General features: G+C 50.4%; 16 protein-coding genes. 2 read left to right on the top strand and 14 right to left on the bottom strand.

The genetic code is table 11. The features are described from left to right. Positions 1–8: 8 nt before the first annotated feature. A complete protein-coding gene (locus tag Q397_RS0103135; protein ID WP_028878168.1) occupies positions 9–443 on the bottom strand; it encodes a thermonuclease family protein in 435 nt (144 codons plus the stop codon). A 102-nt stretch (positions 444–545) separates the two neighbouring features. Then, on the bottom strand, positions 546–758 hold the full coding sequence (locus Q397_RS20850; RefSeq protein WP_038012778.1) for a DUF1674 domain-containing protein: 213 nt from the start codon (positions 756–758) through the stop codon (positions 546–548). A gap of 87 nt (positions 759–845) precedes the next feature. On the opposite strand from Q397_RS20850, the gene htpX reads away from it, so the two are divergent. Together htpX and Q397_RS20840 are read left to right on the top strand one after the other, a co-directional pair. Further along, entirely contained in the window at positions 846–1754 is a 909-nt protein-coding gene (gene htpX, locus Q397_RS20845; RefSeq protein ID WP_051609667.1) for a zinc metalloprotease HtpX, read from the top strand. 64 nt (positions 1755–1818) lie between these two features. Continuing rightward, a complete protein-coding gene (locus Q397_RS20840; protein ID WP_051609656.1) occupies positions 1819–3036 on the top strand; it encodes an RsmB/NOP family class I SAM-dependent RNA methyltransferase in 1218 nt (405 codons plus the stop codon). A gap of 204 nt (positions 3037–3240) precedes the next feature. On the opposite strand, the gene Q397_RS0103115 is transcribed toward Q397_RS20840, so the two are convergent. The 12 genes from Q397_RS0103115 to Q397_RS0103060 all read right to left on the bottom strand — a co-directional run bounded on the left by Q397_RS0103115 (position 3241) and on the right by Q397_RS0103060 (position 15111). Then, positions 3241–3561, bottom strand: coding sequence for a heavy metal-binding domain-containing protein (locus tag Q397_RS0103115; protein ID WP_028878167.1), 321 nt, complete (start codon positions 3559–3561; stop codon positions 3241–3243). Between the two features lie 76 nt (positions 3562–3637). Next, complete coding sequence (locus tag Q397_RS0103110) at positions 3638–4405, bottom strand: substrate-binding periplasmic protein (RefSeq protein WP_028878166.1); 768 nt, start codon at positions 4403–4405, stop codon at positions 3638–3640. Positions 4406–4621: 216 nt separating this feature from the next. Further along, a complete protein-coding gene (gene purH, locus Q397_RS0103105; RefSeq protein ID WP_028878165.1) occupies positions 4622–6193 on the bottom strand; it encodes a bifunctional phosphoribosylaminoimidazolecarboxamide formyltransferase/IMP cyclohydrolase in 1572 nt (523 codons plus the stop codon). A 94-nt stretch (positions 6194–6287) separates the two neighbouring features. Further along, positions 6288–8249, bottom strand: a complete 1962-nt coding sequence (locus Q397_RS23820) for a hybrid sensor histidine kinase/response regulator (RefSeq protein WP_084148909.1) — start codon at positions 8247–8249, stop codon at positions 6288–6290. A 149-nt stretch (positions 8250–8398) separates the two neighbouring features. Next, positions 8399–10333: an acetate--CoA ligase gene (gene acs, locus Q397_RS0103095; RefSeq protein WP_028878164.1), complete on the bottom strand. Its 1935-nt coding sequence runs from the start codon at positions 10331–10333 to the stop codon at positions 8399–8401. A gap of 234 nt (positions 10334–10567) precedes the next feature. Further along, on the bottom strand, positions 10568–10909 hold the full coding sequence (locus tag Q397_RS0103090; RefSeq protein WP_028878163.1) for a Rieske (2Fe-2S) protein: 342 nt from the start codon (positions 10907–10909) through the stop codon (positions 10568–10570). After that, positions 10906–11319 (bottom strand): EVE domain-containing protein, encoded by a 414-nt coding sequence (locus Q397_RS0103085; RefSeq protein WP_028878162.1) that lies wholly within the window; start codon positions 11317–11319, stop codon positions 10906–10908. Before Q397_RS0103085 ends, Q397_RS0103090 begins: the two co-directional genes overlap by 4 nt. Before the next feature lie 13 nt (positions 11320–11332). Continuing rightward, the gene (locus Q397_RS0103080) at positions 11333–11614 is read right to left on the bottom strand and encodes a YciI family protein (protein WP_028878161.1); all 282 of its coding nucleotides are present in this window, start codon (positions 11612–11614) and stop codon (positions 11333–11335) included. Further along, positions 11614–12603: an NAD(P)H-dependent glycerol-3-phosphate dehydrogenase gene (locus Q397_RS0103075; RefSeq protein WP_028878160.1), complete on the bottom strand. Its 990-nt coding sequence runs from the start codon at positions 12601–12603 to the stop codon at positions 11614–11616. The genes Q397_RS0103080 and Q397_RS0103075 overlap by 1 nt, the downstream gene beginning before the upstream one ends. Positions 12604–12674: 71 nt before the next feature. Next, on the bottom strand, positions 12675–14513 hold the full coding sequence (locus tag Q397_RS0103070; protein WP_028878159.1) for a carbamoyltransferase family protein: 1839 nt from the start codon (positions 14511–14513) through the stop codon (positions 12675–12677). A 9-nt stretch (positions 14514–14522) separates the two neighbouring features. Further along, entirely contained in the window at positions 14523–14672 is a 150-nt protein-coding gene (locus tag Q397_RS25180; RefSeq protein WP_169737961.1) for a DUF5989 family protein, read from the bottom strand. Between the two features lie 13 nt (positions 14673–14685). Continuing rightward, positions 14686–15111 carry an SxtJ family membrane protein gene (locus Q397_RS0103060; protein WP_028878158.1) on the bottom strand — a complete coding sequence of 142 codons (426 nt, stop codon included), beginning with the start codon at positions 15109–15111 and terminating at the stop codon, positions 14686–14688. Between the last annotated feature and the right edge of the window lie 83 nt (positions 15112–15194).

The raw sequence follows: 15194 nt of genomic DNA, 5'->3' as shown, positions 1-15194 counted from the left end.
AAACAGGTTTAACCACACCAGCCCATACGTTTCTTGCCCTGATAGGGGCGCGCAAAACCATTTTGAATCAGAAGTTCTGACAAGGGTTGCCCGGAAGCCGTTTCCACATCCGCCAACACGCGCCCGGCATATTTACCCGTTGTGACGTTTTTTAAAACAACCGTGCCAGTCTCGATGTATTTTTCCAGTGCCTGTTGCGCTTCAAGAGCAAGCTTCTTTTCTTCGGCGCATTTGCCGCGTTTTTCCGGCGTATCAATCCCAGATAGACGCACACGGGTTTGCAGATATTGCCCCAGCCACACGGTGATACGTACATCCAGTGTATCCCCATCCACAACGCGCAACACTTCCGCCGGAAAGGGACCGCTTAAGGTTTCTTTCGCGCGCGCCTCCACTGTGATCAACGCAGACAGAAAACAGGCAAAAAACAAAACAGCACGCATGGGATGGCCCCTTCATTTAAGAAGCCATCAATTTACCATAACGAGCAAAATAAAATCTACACACTAATAAGTGTAATCGGCCGTACCTTTTACAGCCGAATATTAAAAATCGACGCAGCGGCCGCCTTTTTCCCAATCCCCATAGCGGGTTGGATTAGGGCCATCTTTACGCCCGCCAATTTCTTTTTCTTCATCCACCTGATCAGCCATCGCTTCAAATTTACGCGGCGGTTGTGGCCCGATCGGGCGGCCGGCTTCGTTGCGCATCACATCGGTTGCTGTGAATTTAGGGCGATTAATTTGGTCGTCAGACATGATCCACCTTCAAGAAGGACTTGCGAAAAAGTTAAACTCCTACCTAAATACGCTTGGAAGACCTCAATTGCAAGGATGCAGGCTATGATGAGCTATACCCGTACGGCCCTTTTGTTGGCTGGCATGACCGGACTTTTTCTCGCCATCGGATTTATGATCGGTGGGGAAAGCGGCATGATGCTCGCGTTTATCTTCGCTCTGGGCATGAATATTTTCTCATATTGGAACTCCGATAAGGTTTTGTTGCGCATGTATGGCGCACGCCAAGTCGATGCCCAAAGTGCGCCGGAATTTTACCGAATCGTGGCTGACCTTGCCAAAGGTGCCCAACTGCCCATGCCCAAAGTCTTCATCATGGAAAATGCCCAGCCCAACGCCTTTGCCACAGGGCGCAACCCTGAAAACGCCGCCGTTGCCGCCACCACAGGCTTGTTAAACATGCTCAGCCGCGAAGAAATCGCCGGCGTCATGGCTCACGAACTGGCCCACGTCAAAAACCGTGACACGCTGATCATGACCATCACCGCAACCATTGCCGGTGCCATCTCCATGCTGGCAAACTTTGCCTTTTTCTTTGGCGGCAACAATCGCAACAATCCACTTGGCCCATTAGGGGGCATCTTGATCATGATCCTTGCGCCCGTTGCTGCCATGCTCGTGCAAATGCTGATCTCGCGCACCCGTGAATATGAGGCCGATCGCATCGGGGCTGAAATTTGCGGACACCCCATGTGGCTTGCCAGTGCCTTGAATAAGCTGGATAAAGGCGCATCGCTTGTGGATAACCACGCGGCAGAAAACAATCCGGCAACCGCACACCTGTTTATCGTCAACCCGCTGCATACCCGCAAAACCGACAGCCTGTTTTCCACCCACCCGAATATGGAAAACCGCATCAACGCGCTGAAGCAAATGGCAAACAGCCAGCCGCAAAAACGCAGTGCAAAATCCCGCATCCCCAGTAGTGATCAATCCATCAAGGGACCTTGGGGCTAGCTATCGCGGATCAGGTGGAGTATAAGGCCCCTTCAGCCCTCAGTTTATTTAGAAAGTGCCGCCTATGCCCCGTCGTGTTGCCTATGATGTTATCTGCCAGGTTCTGGGTAAAAAGCGCCCGTTGGATGAAGCCTTTAACACTCACCCGCATCTGGAAAAACTGTCGCCGAAAGCAAGGTCTTTTTCGCGTGCTGTTGTCACCACCGCTTTGCGCAACAAGGGGTTTATTGATCAGTTGATCGACGCCTGTATGGACAAGCGCCCCAAAGGACAAGCGCGTGATATCCTGAATATTATGCGCTTAGGGGTCGCACAGCTATATTTTATGGCGGTTCCGGCCCATGCAGCAGTCAACGAATCGTTAAAACTGACCAACTACGCCAAACTGATTCAGTATAAAAGCCTGATCAACGCCGTTCTGCGCCGCATTGAGCGCGAACGTAAAGAATATCCGGCTGCCCAGATCGCGCGCGCCAATATTCCAAACTGGTTGTTTGAAAGCTGGGTCAACGCCTATGGCGAAGACACCGCCCTAAAAATCGCGGAAAGTCATCTTGTCGAAGCGCCGCTGGACATCACCCTTAAATATGACGACGAAGCCGCCATCTGGATGAAACGCCTTGGCGCTGAACAGTTGGACAACGGCAGCCTGCGCATGAAAGCAGGCGGACGTATTGAAGAACTGGACGGCTACGGCAACGGATCATGGTGGGTGCAGGATGCTGCGGCTGCCGAGCCTGTCAAAATGCTGGGCGATGTCAAAGGCAAGACCGTATTAGACCTTTGCTGCGCACCCGGGGGCAAAACCATGCAACTTGCTGCCCGTGGCGCCAAGGTCATTGCGGTCGATAAAAACGAAAACCGCCTTAAGCGCGTGAACGACAATCTTGAACGCACCAAACTCACGGCAGAAGTCATTGCCGCCGACCTGATGGAATGGCAGCCCGACAGCGAAGTCGATGCAATTTTGCTTGACGCCCCCTGTAGCGCAACAGGCACCCTGCGCCGTCACCCGGATGGGCTTTGGACCAAAAAATCGGACGATATCAAGGCTATGTCTGATATTCAGGGGACTTTGTGGCACCGGGCCAGCAACTGGGTCAAACCCGGCGGTCTGATCGTTTACTGCACCTGTTCCCTGCAGCCGGAAGAAGGGGAACTGATGCTCAAAGCATTCCTCAAAGGACATGAGAATTTTGAACAGGTGGGTGAGGCACAACGCTTTTTGCCCTGTGACAACAAAGACGGGTTCTTCATCGCCTGTGTGAAACGTACTAAGTAACCCACCCGTCATGGGCGCACCCGTTGCGGCATCATCGGTAGAGGCCATACGCCTGCTTTCAACAGCTATCGCGCAACAGGTGCGCGATGACAGGTTCGGAGTGCGGGAGTGCGGGAAACTCCTTAAAAAACGTCCTGCCGGAACATCAAAAAAGGGCCATCGGTTTAATCCGTGGCCCTTTTTTCTATATAATACCGCTATATTTTAAAACTTAACGGCTGTCCCGTTGGCTGACACCATCAGCATTGTTTTCTGATCACCACCAATGACTTCATAGTCCAGATCAACACCAACAACAGCATCTGCGCCCATGTCTTGTGCTTGTGCAATCATGTCTTCAAGGGCGGCTTCTTTGGCTTTGCGAAATTCTTTTTCATAGGCGCCACTGCGACCACCAACTACATCGCGGATACCGGCGAAAAAGTCTTTAAACAGGTTCGCCCCTAAAATCGCTTCACCCGAAACAATACCGCAATATTGGGAAACCGTTTTTCCGTCTACATTATCCGTCGTTGTTACGATCATCTGTGTCATCCTTAAAGTAATAAATTTAATGCCCGTAAGGATATCATGGGCTTGGGATTATGGAAGGAGAAACAGCCTATTCGCTATATTTTTTAATAATCTGGTCATAACGTCCAGAAGCTTTCATCCGGTCCAGCACGGCCTGCCACTGAGCCACTTGCTCACTAGGAACACTTTTGTGGACCGCGATATACAACTCCATATCCAGAATTTTAACCGGAGTCTGAATCAGGGCTGTTAAAGGTTGCCCCAAGCTTTTCAAGACGTACTTAACCCCCAACGGCGAGTCACTAATCCCTAAATCAGATCGACCGGCTAATAACTTTCGATAGACTTCCCACCCATTTTTGGCCGTGTCTTCCAAATTGGTAAACCCATTTTTCTTCAAGAGTCTATGAACAAGGCCAGATTGACGGCTCGCCACCCTGTCCACCCGCTTTGCATCTTCAAGGCTCTTGATTTCGAGGGGGCTGCCTGCCCGTTTATAAAAATAAACCGATGAAGAAATGATCGGGCCAACCCACTGATATTTGTTTTCGCGGTCCTTGGTTCGGAATAACGAAACATATAGAGAGCCAGATTTTTTTTCAAAATTCGTTAACGCCCGCATTCCTGGCAGGACAACAAAATCCGCAGTGGTCTCAAGCTGGTTCAACAGATCTTGCAACACCTCGACAGCGATCCCTTTAAAAACACCTGCTTCCAAGTAATTATAAGGGGCCCATTCATCTGAAAAAACCGTAACGGTTTTATGTTGTGCAAACGCAGTAGAGACGCCATAAGCCAGAGAACAACAGAGAGCTGCTCCCCCTATAGTAAGACCCAAAAACTTACGTCTTGCCATCGAAATCCTGATCCTCCGCTTCTAAGGCGACATCTACAGAACAAAACAAACCTGTCTTACGATCCTACCTGATAGAGTGGGGGCAAGGCAAACAGTTACATCAACCTATAAATACTAGGCTTTAAACCTATTCAACCAAAAAACAAAAATCCCGGCCTTACCATCAAGCCGGGATCTTTGTTTTCGTGTGGCTCCCAGACGGGATCACCAAATCGCTTAGTGGCGGAAGTGACGCATGCCAGTGAAGACCATCGCAATGCCACGCTCATTAGCAGCGGCGATCACTTCTTCATCACGGATGGAGCCACCCGGCTGGATAACGCACGTCGCGCCCGCTTCAGCCGCTTCGATCAAACCGTCCGCAAACGGGAAGAACGCGTCTGAGGCAACCACAGAGCCTTTGGCCCAGCTTTCGCTATCACCCGCTGTTTTCGCCGCTTGTTCCGCACGGAAAGCCGCAATCCGGCACGAGTTGACGCGGCTCATTTGACCTGCGCCCACGCCGACAGTCATGTTATCTTTACAATAGATAATCGCGTTTGATTTCACATGCTTACACACAGTGAAGGCAAACTTCAGATCCTTCATTTCTTCCTCAGTCGGCTGACGCTCTGTCACCACTTTAAAGTCTTCGGAGAAAATCTCGTTATCTTTAGACTGAACGAGGAAGCTCCCGGACAGAGTTTTTACCATGTCAGCACTATCGTTCGGGTTCGGCATGCCACCGGTTTTGAGAACGCGCACGTTCTTTTTCGCTTTCAAAACCTCCAGCGCGTCATCATCAAAGTCCGGTGCAATCACCACTTCGAGGAAGATTTTCGCCAGCTCGTCGGCTGTTTCTTTATCCAGCTTGCGGTTAAAGGCGATGATACCGCCAAAGGCACTTTCTGTATCACAGGAATAAGCGCGCAGGTAAGCGTCTTTCATGTTGTCGCCAATGGCAACGCCGCAAGGGTTGGCGTGTTTAACGATGACACACGCAACATCTTCGGTAAATTCGCTGACCAGTTCAAAGGCCGCGTCCGTGTCGTTTGCGTTGTTGTAAGACAGTTCTTTCCCGTTCAGCTGTTCAGCCGTTGCCACACCGGGGCGGTTTTCACCGGTTGTGTAGAACGCCGCTGACTGGTGGGAGTTTTCACCGTAACGCATGGTCTGTTTTAGCTCACCCGCGATGACTTTGCGTTTCGGATACTCAATGTCCAACTGATCCGCATACCAGCTGGAGATCGCGGCGTCATAAGCGCCTGTGCGTGCATAAGCAATCGCAGACATTTTCTTGCGGAACTCCGCCGTTGTGCCGTTGTTCGCTTCCAATTCTTCCAGAACCAGCGCGTAATCTTCAACGTCAACGACCGTACACACGCCTTGCCAGTTTTTCGCAGCCGCACGGATCATGGCCGGGCCGCCAATGTCGATATTTTCAATGCAGGTATCAAAATCCGCACCCGCAGCCACGGTGCTTTCAAACGGATAGAGGTTAACGGCCAACAGATCGATCGGGGCGATGTTATGTTTTTCCATCGCCGCTACATGCTCGTCATTTTCGCGCAGCGCCAACAGGCCACCGTGAATTTTCGGATGCAGGGTTTTAACGCGACCGTCCATAATTTCCGGGAACCCTGTGTGGGCGGAAACTTCGATGACCGGCACACCAGCATCAGCCAACGCCTTATAGGTGCCGCCCGTAGACAACAATTCAACACCTTTGGAAGCCAGCGCTTTACCAAATTCAACAAGACCGGTTTTGTCGGAAACCGATAACAATGCACGACGGATGGGAGTAGCCATGGGGCAATCGCTCCTGCAATAATAAGAAGTGGGGTAAGAAACTCGCGCGCTCTATACCAGATCGCGTGCTAGTGTGCAATGCAACAGTGCGGGTTTAACCGTCGATGGTCATGTTCAGGACACTCAGCAGATCCGCCATGTTAAACGGCTTGGTCAAATATTCCACAAAGCCGGTTTCACACGCCTTTATCTTGGCTTGCTCCATAGCATCCGCACTCAGGGCAACCACGGGAATATTTTTAGTCTCCTCATGTTTTTTCAACAGTTTAAAAGCTTCATAACCATCCATGTCCGGCAAATTGATATCCATGATGATCAAATGTGGCTTTTCACGTTGCGCAAGTTCGATCCCATCGGTTGCGGTTTGGGCGCAAATCAAATTCAGGTTGGGGATTTCATCCACAATCGCCTTCATCAATTCACGATTAATGGCGATATCTTCCACATACAATAAGGTATGCAGGCTATCACAACATTGCATGTTCAAGGTTTCTGAAAAATCAAAACCGCTGGCAGGCATGGCCTGTGCCCCATAGGACGGCAGATCAATCCAGAAAGTACTGCCAACGCCCGGACTACTTTCAAAACCGATTTCGCCCCCCATGCCTTCAACGAGCTGTTTGGTCAGCAACAGGCCGATGCCCGTGCCTTCCACCTGTGTTTTTTCCGCCCCCAGACGCTGGAACGGCTTAAACAGTTTATCGTGGTCATATTCCGGGATGCCGTCCCCCGTGTCCCGGATTTTAAGGCGGAACATGGAACCCGGTCGCAACTCACCAGACACATAGACCTTGCCATTTTCCACATTGTATTTTTTGGCATTGGACAGCAGGTTCAAGATCACCTGACGCAAGCGCATTGGATCGACTTTCAAGGCAGGCAGGCTGCTTCGGGTTTCATCGATTACGGTCACATCCAATGTATTATAGGAGGCATCTGCCAGTTGTAGACAGTCATCCAGCGTGTCGCGCAAATTCACATTCTGGATATTGAACTGCATTTTCCCCGCTTCGACCCGCGCAAGATCCAACACCTCATCAATCAAGCTCAACAGATGATCACTTGCCGACTTGATGTTCGCCACATAGCTTTTCTGGCGATCACTCAACGGGGTCTTTTTCCCCATATCCAATAATTGGGAAAAGCCCATAATGGCATTTAACGGCGTGCGCAGCTCATGGCTCATGGAAGACAGAAAAGAGGACTTCGCCCTATTGGCATTTTCGGCCCGTTCCTTTGCCTCGATAAAGTCGGTAATATCCGTTTCGATACCGACATAGTTTATAATCTCTCCCCGATCGTCCATCACCGGAGAAATTTTCAAACGCGCCCAGTACAACTCACCATTTTTACGCTTATTTTTAAGCGTGCCGCTCCAAATCTGTCCGCTTTGAATGGTTTTCCACATTTCCTGATAGAAGTCACGGCCCTGCAAACCAGAATTGAGGATACTCGGTTGCTTACCGATAATTTCCTGAACATCATATCCATTAATCTGACAAAAAGCCGGGTTAATATACTCGATCATGCCTCTTGGGTCTGTGATCAAGATGCTGGCAGCCGATTGATTCACCGCCTCCCCCAGCAAGCGAGCTCCTCTTAACGCCTCTTCCAATTCCTGTGTGCGACGAGAAACTTCCTGCTCCAATTCATCGCGGCGACCACGTAGCTGGTTCTCCAACTCGACACGATCGCTAATATCGCGCAAGACCGTGTGTAAAACCGTTTTGCCTTCGAACGGAATAGCGGTCAGCAAGACTTCAACCGGAAAAACATCCCCATTTTTACGACGGTGCATCCAATGAAACCGATTGTTGCCCTGCTCAATAGCAAGGGCCATCATCTCATTGGCTTTATCAAACGAATTACGTCCGTCCGGCTGTTGCGGCGGAGAAATTTCAGCAGGATGGGTGGCAAAAAACTCTTCACTCGACGCAAAACCAAAAAGGTCTAATGTTGACGGGTTACATTCAACAAAGACCCCGCCATCAATAATAAGCATGGCATCCGCCGACGCCTCGAAAAAGACCCGATGCCTGTCTGATATTTGCGTCATATAGTATCTACCCCCCAGAAACACTACAAGATTACAAAAATATTATACATACAATCACGTGTATTGACCAGTTTGTTCGTCAACTAAAAAACAAAAAGGCCTCCCTCTTTATAGAGGAAGGCCTTCTGATTACCAATTATACGGACGCATTAATCGGAGCGATTCTGACGGTTGTCGATCAGTTCATCAACCACGCTCGGATCCGCCAATGTGGACGTATCCCCCAACGCACCGAAATCATCTTCCGCAATCTTGCGCAGGATACGGCGCATGATTTTACCGGAACGTGTTTTCGGCAGACCCGGTGACCACTGCAACCAATCCGGTGACGCAATCGGGCCGATTTCATGACGAACCCATTTCACCAGTTCCGTTTTCAACTCGTCAGAGGGTTCTTCATCCGCATTCAGAGTCACATAGACATAGATGCCCTGCCCTTTCAGGTCATGCGGTGCGCCCACCACAGCGGCTTCCGCCACTTTCGGGTGCGCCACAAGTGCAGACTCGATCTCTGCCGTGCCCATACGGTGACCAGACACGTTGATCACGTCATCCACGCGACCTGTAATCCAGTAGTAGCCATCTTCATCACGACGCGCGCCGTCCCCTGTGAAATATTTCCCTTTATAAGTCGAGAAATACGTCTGGATGAAACGTTCGTGATCGCCATAACAGGTGCGCATCATGCCCGGCCAGCTATCGACCATACACAGGTTCCCTTCGGTCGCGCCTTCCAGCACGTTGCCGTCATTATCAACCAGTTGCGGCTGAACACCAAAGAACGGACGGGTTGCAGAACCCGGCTTCAAGTCTGTTGCCCCCGGCAGCGGCGTAATCAGGATTCCGCCTGTTTCTGTCTGCCACCATGTATCCACAATCGGGCATTTACCTTTACCGACAACTTCGTTGTACCAGTTCCAGGCTTCCGGGTTGATCGGCTCACCCACAGACCCCAGCACGCGCAAGGTAGACAGGTCACATTTTTCAACCGGCTCATTACCTTCACGCATCAAAGAACGGATCGCCGTCGGTGCTGTGTAGAAGATGTTGACCTTATGCTTGTCGCACACTTCCCAGAAACGAGAGACGCTCGGATAGTTTGGCACGCCTTCAAACATCAATGTGGTCGCGCCGTTCGCCAACGGACCATAGACGATGTAAGAATGACCAGTCACCCAGCCCACATCTGCCGTACACCAGTAGACATCGCCTTCCTGGTAATCAAACACATACTCATGCGTCATGGATGCATAGACCAGATAACCGCCTGTGTTGTGCTGAACACCCTTCGGCATCCCGGTTGAACCGGATGTATAGAGAATGAACAGCGGATCTTCCGCATTCATTTCTTCTGCCGGGCAATCGCTAGAGGCAGCCGCTGTAATATCTTCGTACCAGACGTCACGACCTTCTTTCATGTCGATATCGCCGCCTGTGCGTTTAACAACGATGCAGGTTTCAACGTTTTCACGGTCCATCGCCAGATCAGCGTTGGCTTTCAACGGCACTTTACGACCACCACGCAGACCTTCGTCAGCGGTGATCAGACATTTTGCCTGGCAGCCTTTAATGCGATCCGCCAACGCATCCGGGGAGAACCCGCCAAAAACGATAGAATGGACCGCGCCAATACGGGCACACGCGAGCATAGCAACAGCAGCTTCCGGAATCATCGGCATATACAAGGTGACACGGTCCCCTTTGCCGACGCCGCGCGCTTTCATCGCATTTGCGAGTTTGCACACACGTTCGTGTAAATCTTTATAAGTGATATTTTCAGAATCAGACGGGTCGTCGCCTTCCCAAATAATAGCAACCTGATCGCCGCGTTTTTCAAGATGACGGTCAAGGCAGTTGTAGGCCACATTTGTGGTCCCGTCTTCAAACCAGCGGATGTCAACATTGCCGTCAAAACTGGAATTTTTAACTTTCGTGTAAGGCTTGAACCAATCGATTCGCTTACCGTGTTCACCCCAGAATGCTTCCGGGTTTTCCACTGACTGCTTATACATTTCCAGATATTTGTCGTTATCGGCATGCGCCTTGGCGGCAATCTCTGGATTGACTGGATAAATGTCGGACATTTTCGTGCGAATCTCCCTAGGTGTGTCGAGTTGTGAGCACGTATTTTCGTGCTTCGGTTTAAACTTGTGTGCCTTGCGAAAAACCATATCGCAGTGCACTGAGGGCTGATTATGTCAGAAAGTTCGCACGAAACAAGTGAATAAATCACTCTTCGCATACGCAACAAAGTTTTAAAATAGGTGCTACCAATTTGCCCCCATTTCTAAGCCCTTAAAACCTTTGGGGAAAAGGAGTTACAACCCTTTGGACACAAACAAATCTTCCCCAATAATTTCATAAGAGATCGGGGTCAGATTTTTTCCCAGACAGGGTCCATGGACACATTCGCCATCATCAAGCTTGAAAAGTGCCCCATGGGTGGAACAGATGACAAAATTCTTTTCCATATCCAAGAATCCGTCAGGTTGTATATTTAACGGGATGCCCAGATGAGGGCAGGTATTGGCAAAAACACTAATCACACCGTCTTTTTTCACCGCAAATACAGATTGCCCCTGGCTGTCATCAGGAACCATAAATTCCTTGCTGGTTTCTTCTTCAATCTCATGAATGCTGCACAAACGATGTGTTGTCACGGCTTTCCCTTTCCCTTTTCGCAAATAATTTCCCATGCCACAGGCGCAACCGGCATCACCGACAAACGGGCCTGTTTGACCAACGCCATGTCCTGCAGGCGGGGGTCGTCCTTAACTTCTTTCAACGTAACCGCGCACCCCAAAGATCGTCCAGCCTTTAAATCCACCATGACAAAACGCCCGGTCTCATCGCTGGGGTCCGGATAGGCTTCCCGGACCACTTCTACGATCCCGACGATCGCGCGTTCTTTGCCGGAATGATAGAAAAAGGCCAGATCACCGACCTTCATTTCCTTCATAAATTTACTGGCCTGATGGTTGCGCACCCCATCCCAAGGCTCAACACCTTTTTTGACATGATCCTGCCAGGACCAGGTTTCCGGTTCGGATTTAACAAGCCAGTACGCCATGATCAGCCCTTACTTACGCAGGTAAAACTTTCTTCCATTTGGAAATGGTGACGCTTTCAAACAAGCCTGCTTTTGCGTAAGGGTCATTGGCGCAAAAATCTTCCGCTTCTGCCTGATTTGCGAGGTCCAGAATAACCACGGATCCGTTCATGGCATCGTCTTCTTCTGACAACGTCGGGCCAGCGCCAACCAGTTTGTCGGCAAAGCTATTCAGATAGTCCAGATGGGCCGGACGGTTATCCAGACGAACCTGCAAATGATCCGGTTTATCCACACATGTAATGACATAAAGCATCAGAGTTCTTCCTTAAATGGACGTGATAACAGGTCTTCAACCACTTGGGTGATATCCGCACCTTCATTCAAAATACGATTAACCGCGGCACAAATCGGCATTTCAACGCCTTGGGTTTCGGCCAGTTTACAGACGGAGCGGGCGGTAAACACCCCTTCGGTGACGGCCTTGCGCACCTTCAGAATATCTTCCAGCTGTTCGCCCTGCCCCAGCGCCACACCAAGGGAAAAGTTACGCGATTGCATGGAGTTACAGGTCAGGGTCAAATCCCCCATCCCGGACAGCCCCATCAAGGTTTCCGCTTTTGCACCTTTGGACACACCCAAGCGCACCAGTTCCGAGATCCCGCGGGTGATTAAGGCCGCACGTGCATTATCGCCAAACCCTTTGCCTGAGGCCATCCCGCTGGCAATCGCCAACACGTTTTTAACCGCCCCACCGATTTGCGCGCCGACAATGTCGTCACTGGCATAAATCCGAAACCGATTCGACCCGATCGCGTTTGCAATCTCCATCGCGTGCGACAGGTTCGACATCGCAAGCGTACAAGCTGACGGCAGGGCGTTTACAACTTCAATCGCAAAGGTCGGACCGGATAAAATACCGACCTCCGCCTCCGGCAACTCTTCGCGCAGCACTTCGCTCATCAGCTTGCCACTGTCCAGCTCAATGCCCTTAGCACAGACCAGCAAGGGTGTTTCTTTTTTAAGGAAGGATTTAATCTGACGGGCGGTTGCGCGCACAAACTGGGCCGGGGCAACCATCAAAATAATGTCGCTATCTGCCAGATCGCTTAAATGAGGCGTGGCCTTTATATTCACATCAAGGCTGGTATTGGGCAAATAAACCGGGTTTGAATAAGTCCGGTTAATTGCTTCAGCAACCTCCGGCTCATGGGCCTGCAACAGGACCTCATTGCCCGCGCGTTGTGCCGCACAAGCCAATGCCGTGCCCCAAGCACCCGCGCCGATCACACCCACTTTTGTCATTGAACGTCAGACCTTCTCTCTAAAGAATTCAGTGTACCCTTTATGCGATGGAAAGGCCCAACGGTCAAATATCAATCCAGCTCAAACGCGTTTTTGTAATCCAGCTTCAGCTTTTTGTCCTGATCTTCTTTTTTCAGGAAGCAGTTGCCCACAACCAAGTTGTCCAGTTCGGTGCCCATAAAGCAACGGAACGCATCTTCCGGCGTATTCACAATCGGCTCGCCGCGCACGTTAAAGCTGGTGTTGACCGATACCGGACAACCCGTACGTTCTTTAAACGCTTTTACAACGCCATAAAAACGCGGGTTTGTGTCTTCATGGATCGTCTGGATCCGTGCCGAATAATCCACATGCGTCACCGCCGGAATGTCTGAGCGCGGCACGTTCAGTTTTTCAATCCCAAACAGGGCCTCTTGCTGCGGCGTCATCTCTTTTTGCTTGTCCTTGTGGACATCGGCAACCATCAGCATGTAAGGGCTATCGCCGTCCAGATCAAACCATTGGGCCACATCTTCACGCAACACAGACGGGGCAAAGGGACGGAACGATTCGCGATATTTTACCTTTAAGTTCAAGATCTTCTGCATCTTTGGGGAACGTGGGTCCGCAATGATAGATCGACCACCAAGGGCACGCGGGCCAAATTCCATGCGGCCTTGCATCCAGCCAATCGCACGTTCTGCCGCCATGGCATCGGCTGTGGCCGCAATGGTGTCTTCATCGCTCAGGACTTCAAAGACAGCCCCCGCCTCAGTCAGGCGTTTTTCAATATCCGCTTGTTCATAAACCGGGCCGAGGTACGATCCGCGCATAAAGTCTTTGCCCGTATCGGCAACACGTGGTTCGCCTTTATGGTGATAATGGGCTGTCATGGCTGCGCCCAAAGCGCCACCCGCATCGCCTGCCGCAGGCTGAACCCAGACATTTTCAAACGCCTGATCGCGCAAAACCTTCCCGTTTGCCACACAGTTCAGGGCCACACCACCAGCCATACATAGGTTTTTGATGCCATACTCTTCAGCCAACGAACGGGTCAGGCGCAAGACCACTTCTTCCGTCACCGCCTGTACAGAGGCCGCAATATCCATATGGAACTGCTCAAGCTCTTCCCCCTCACGGCCGCGCACCGGTTTGCCAAACAAATCGGCAAACTTCTGGTTCGTCATGGTTAAACCCGTTGCATAATTAAAGTAGGACATATCCAGACGGAAAGAACCATCCTCTTTCACATCAATCAGATGCTCCATGATCAGGTCTTTATATTTTGGCTGCCCATAAGGCGCCAGACCCATCACTTTATATTCCCCAGAATTTACCCGAAACCCCGTGTAATAGGTAAAAGCGGAATACAGAAGACCAAGGGAATGGGGGAAGTGAATTTCCTTCACCATTTCCAACTTATTGCCCCGCCCGATCGCAACAGACGTGGTCGCCCACTCGCCCACACCGTCCATGGTCAAGACGATCGCTTCTTCAAACGGACTGGGATAAAAAGCCGAGGCTGCGTGGCTTTGATGGTGTTCTGCAAACAGAAGTTTGTTCATCCAGTCAAAATCTGGATCGTACTTTTTAAATTCTTTGCGCAAAAAATCTTTCTGGAACAGCTTTTCCTTCATCCACACCGGAATGGCTGTTTTGAATGAGAGAAAACCACGCGGCGCAAAGGCCAAATAGGTTTCCAGCAAACGTTCAAACTTCAAGAACGGCTTATCGTAGAACGCCACATAGTCCACGTCTGCCATCGTGATGCCCGCTTCTTCCAGGCAATATTCAATCGCGTTTTTCGGGAAGGCCGGGTCGTGTTTTTTACGGGTGAAGCGTTCTTCCTGTGCTGCAGCCACAATCACGCCATCCACCAACAAAGCCGCCGCACTGTCGTGATAGAAAGCGGAAATTCCCAAAATGCGCATTAAAGGCTCCTAGAACAAAGTGTAAATAAACGGAGCCACCGCAGACCCCTGCGCCAAAACCAGCAGGCCGCCAAACAGCACCATGACAACAATAACCGGCAGGAGCCAGAATTTCTTGCGTTCTTTAATAAACGCCCAAAGTTCAGCAATAAAAGCCATTTTTTTCGATCTCTTAGAATTGTTTTTTCATAGATTCAGGGGAGGGGCCAGCCGGATCACGTTCGATCCAATAACTCTTGGCCTCTTTATCCAGCTTCATGCGCATAGGATCTTTGCCCGCCAGTCGCATCAACAAGCCGATAGGCACAATTGTAATCACGTACACCAGAAACATGATGATCGGATTCACAATCTTAAACATCAAAAAGCCAAGCTTCGTCCAAGCCTTGTTCAACGGTGCCAAAATTTTGGGATAAACCAACCCGAGCAGAAACAGAGGCACAGCAATCGCCAATAAAATAATACCAAATGTATCCAAGATCCCGCTTGACCATAATCGGTACGCTGCAATCAAGGCCAGAATACCACCAACGGTCAGGCCAAAGCTACGGTCCGATGAGGTTTCAATTTCATGAGTTGACTGATGTTCTTCGTGCATAACGCCCCCCTAGAATCCAAAGATTTTTTAACTACCTTTACAGACGAAAGCAAGAAAAGATGAAATTCATTTTAAACCCGCCC

This window comes from Terasakiella pusilla DSM 6293, assembly GCF_000688235.1.
GTDB classification, from domain to species: domain Bacteria; phylum Pseudomonadota; class Alphaproteobacteria; order Rhodospirillales; family Terasakiellaceae; genus Terasakiella; species Terasakiella pusilla.
This window is presented reverse-complemented; position numbering and strand designations above follow the sequence as displayed.

Coding starts and splice junctions, on each gene's coding strand:
- Q397_RS0103135 (WP_028878168.1), bottom strand. CDS start 443: ATGCGTGCTGTTTTGTTTTTTGCCTGTTTTCTGTCTGCGTTGATCACA.
- Q397_RS20850 (WP_038012778.1), bottom strand. CDS start 758: ATGTCTGACGACCAAATTAATCGCCCTAAATTCACAGCAACCGATGTG.
- htpX (WP_051609667.1), top strand. CDS start 846: ATGAGCTATACCCGTACGGCCCTTTTGTTGGCTGGCATGACCGGACTT.
- Q397_RS20840 (WP_051609656.1), top strand. CDS start 1,819: ATGCCCCGTCGTGTTGCCTATGATGTTATCTGCCAGGTTCTGGGTAAA.
- Q397_RS0103115 (WP_028878167.1), bottom strand. CDS start 3,561: ATGATCGTAACAACGACGGATAATGTAGACGGAAAAACGGTTTCCCAA.
- Q397_RS0103110 (WP_028878166.1), bottom strand. CDS start 4,405: ATGGCAAGACGTAAGTTTTTGGGTCTTACTATAGGGGGAGCAGCTCTC.
- purH (WP_028878165.1), bottom strand. CDS start 6,193: ATGGCTACTCCCATCCGTCGTGCATTGTTATCGGTTTCCGACAAAACC.
- Q397_RS23820 (WP_084148909.1), bottom strand. CDS start 8,249: ATGACGCAAATATCAGACAGGCATCGGGTCTTTTTCGAGGCGTCGGCG.
- acs (WP_028878164.1), bottom strand. CDS start 10,333: ATGTCCGACATTTATCCAGTCAATCCAGAGATTGCCGCCAAGGCGCAT.
- Q397_RS0103085 (WP_028878162.1), bottom strand. CDS start 11,319: ATGGCGTACTGGCTTGTTAAATCCGAACCGGAAACCTGGTCCTGGCAG.
- Q397_RS0103080 (WP_028878161.1), bottom strand. CDS start 11,614: ATGCTTTATGTCATTACATGTGTGGATAAACCGGATCATTTGCAGGTT.
- Q397_RS0103075 (WP_028878160.1), bottom strand. CDS start 12,603: ATGACAAAAGTGGGTGTGATCGGCGCGGGTGCTTGGGGCACGGCATTG.
- Q397_RS0103070 (WP_028878159.1), bottom strand. CDS start 14,513: ATGCGCATTTTGGGAATTTCCGCTTTCTATCACGACAGTGCGGCGGCT.
- Q397_RS25180 (WP_169737961.1), bottom strand. CDS start 14,672: ATGGCTTTTATTGCTGAACTTTGGGCGTTTATTAAAGAACGCAAGAAA.
- Q397_RS0103060 (WP_028878158.1), bottom strand. CDS start 15,111: ATGCACGAAGAACATCAGTCAACTCATGAAATTGAAACCTCATCGGAC.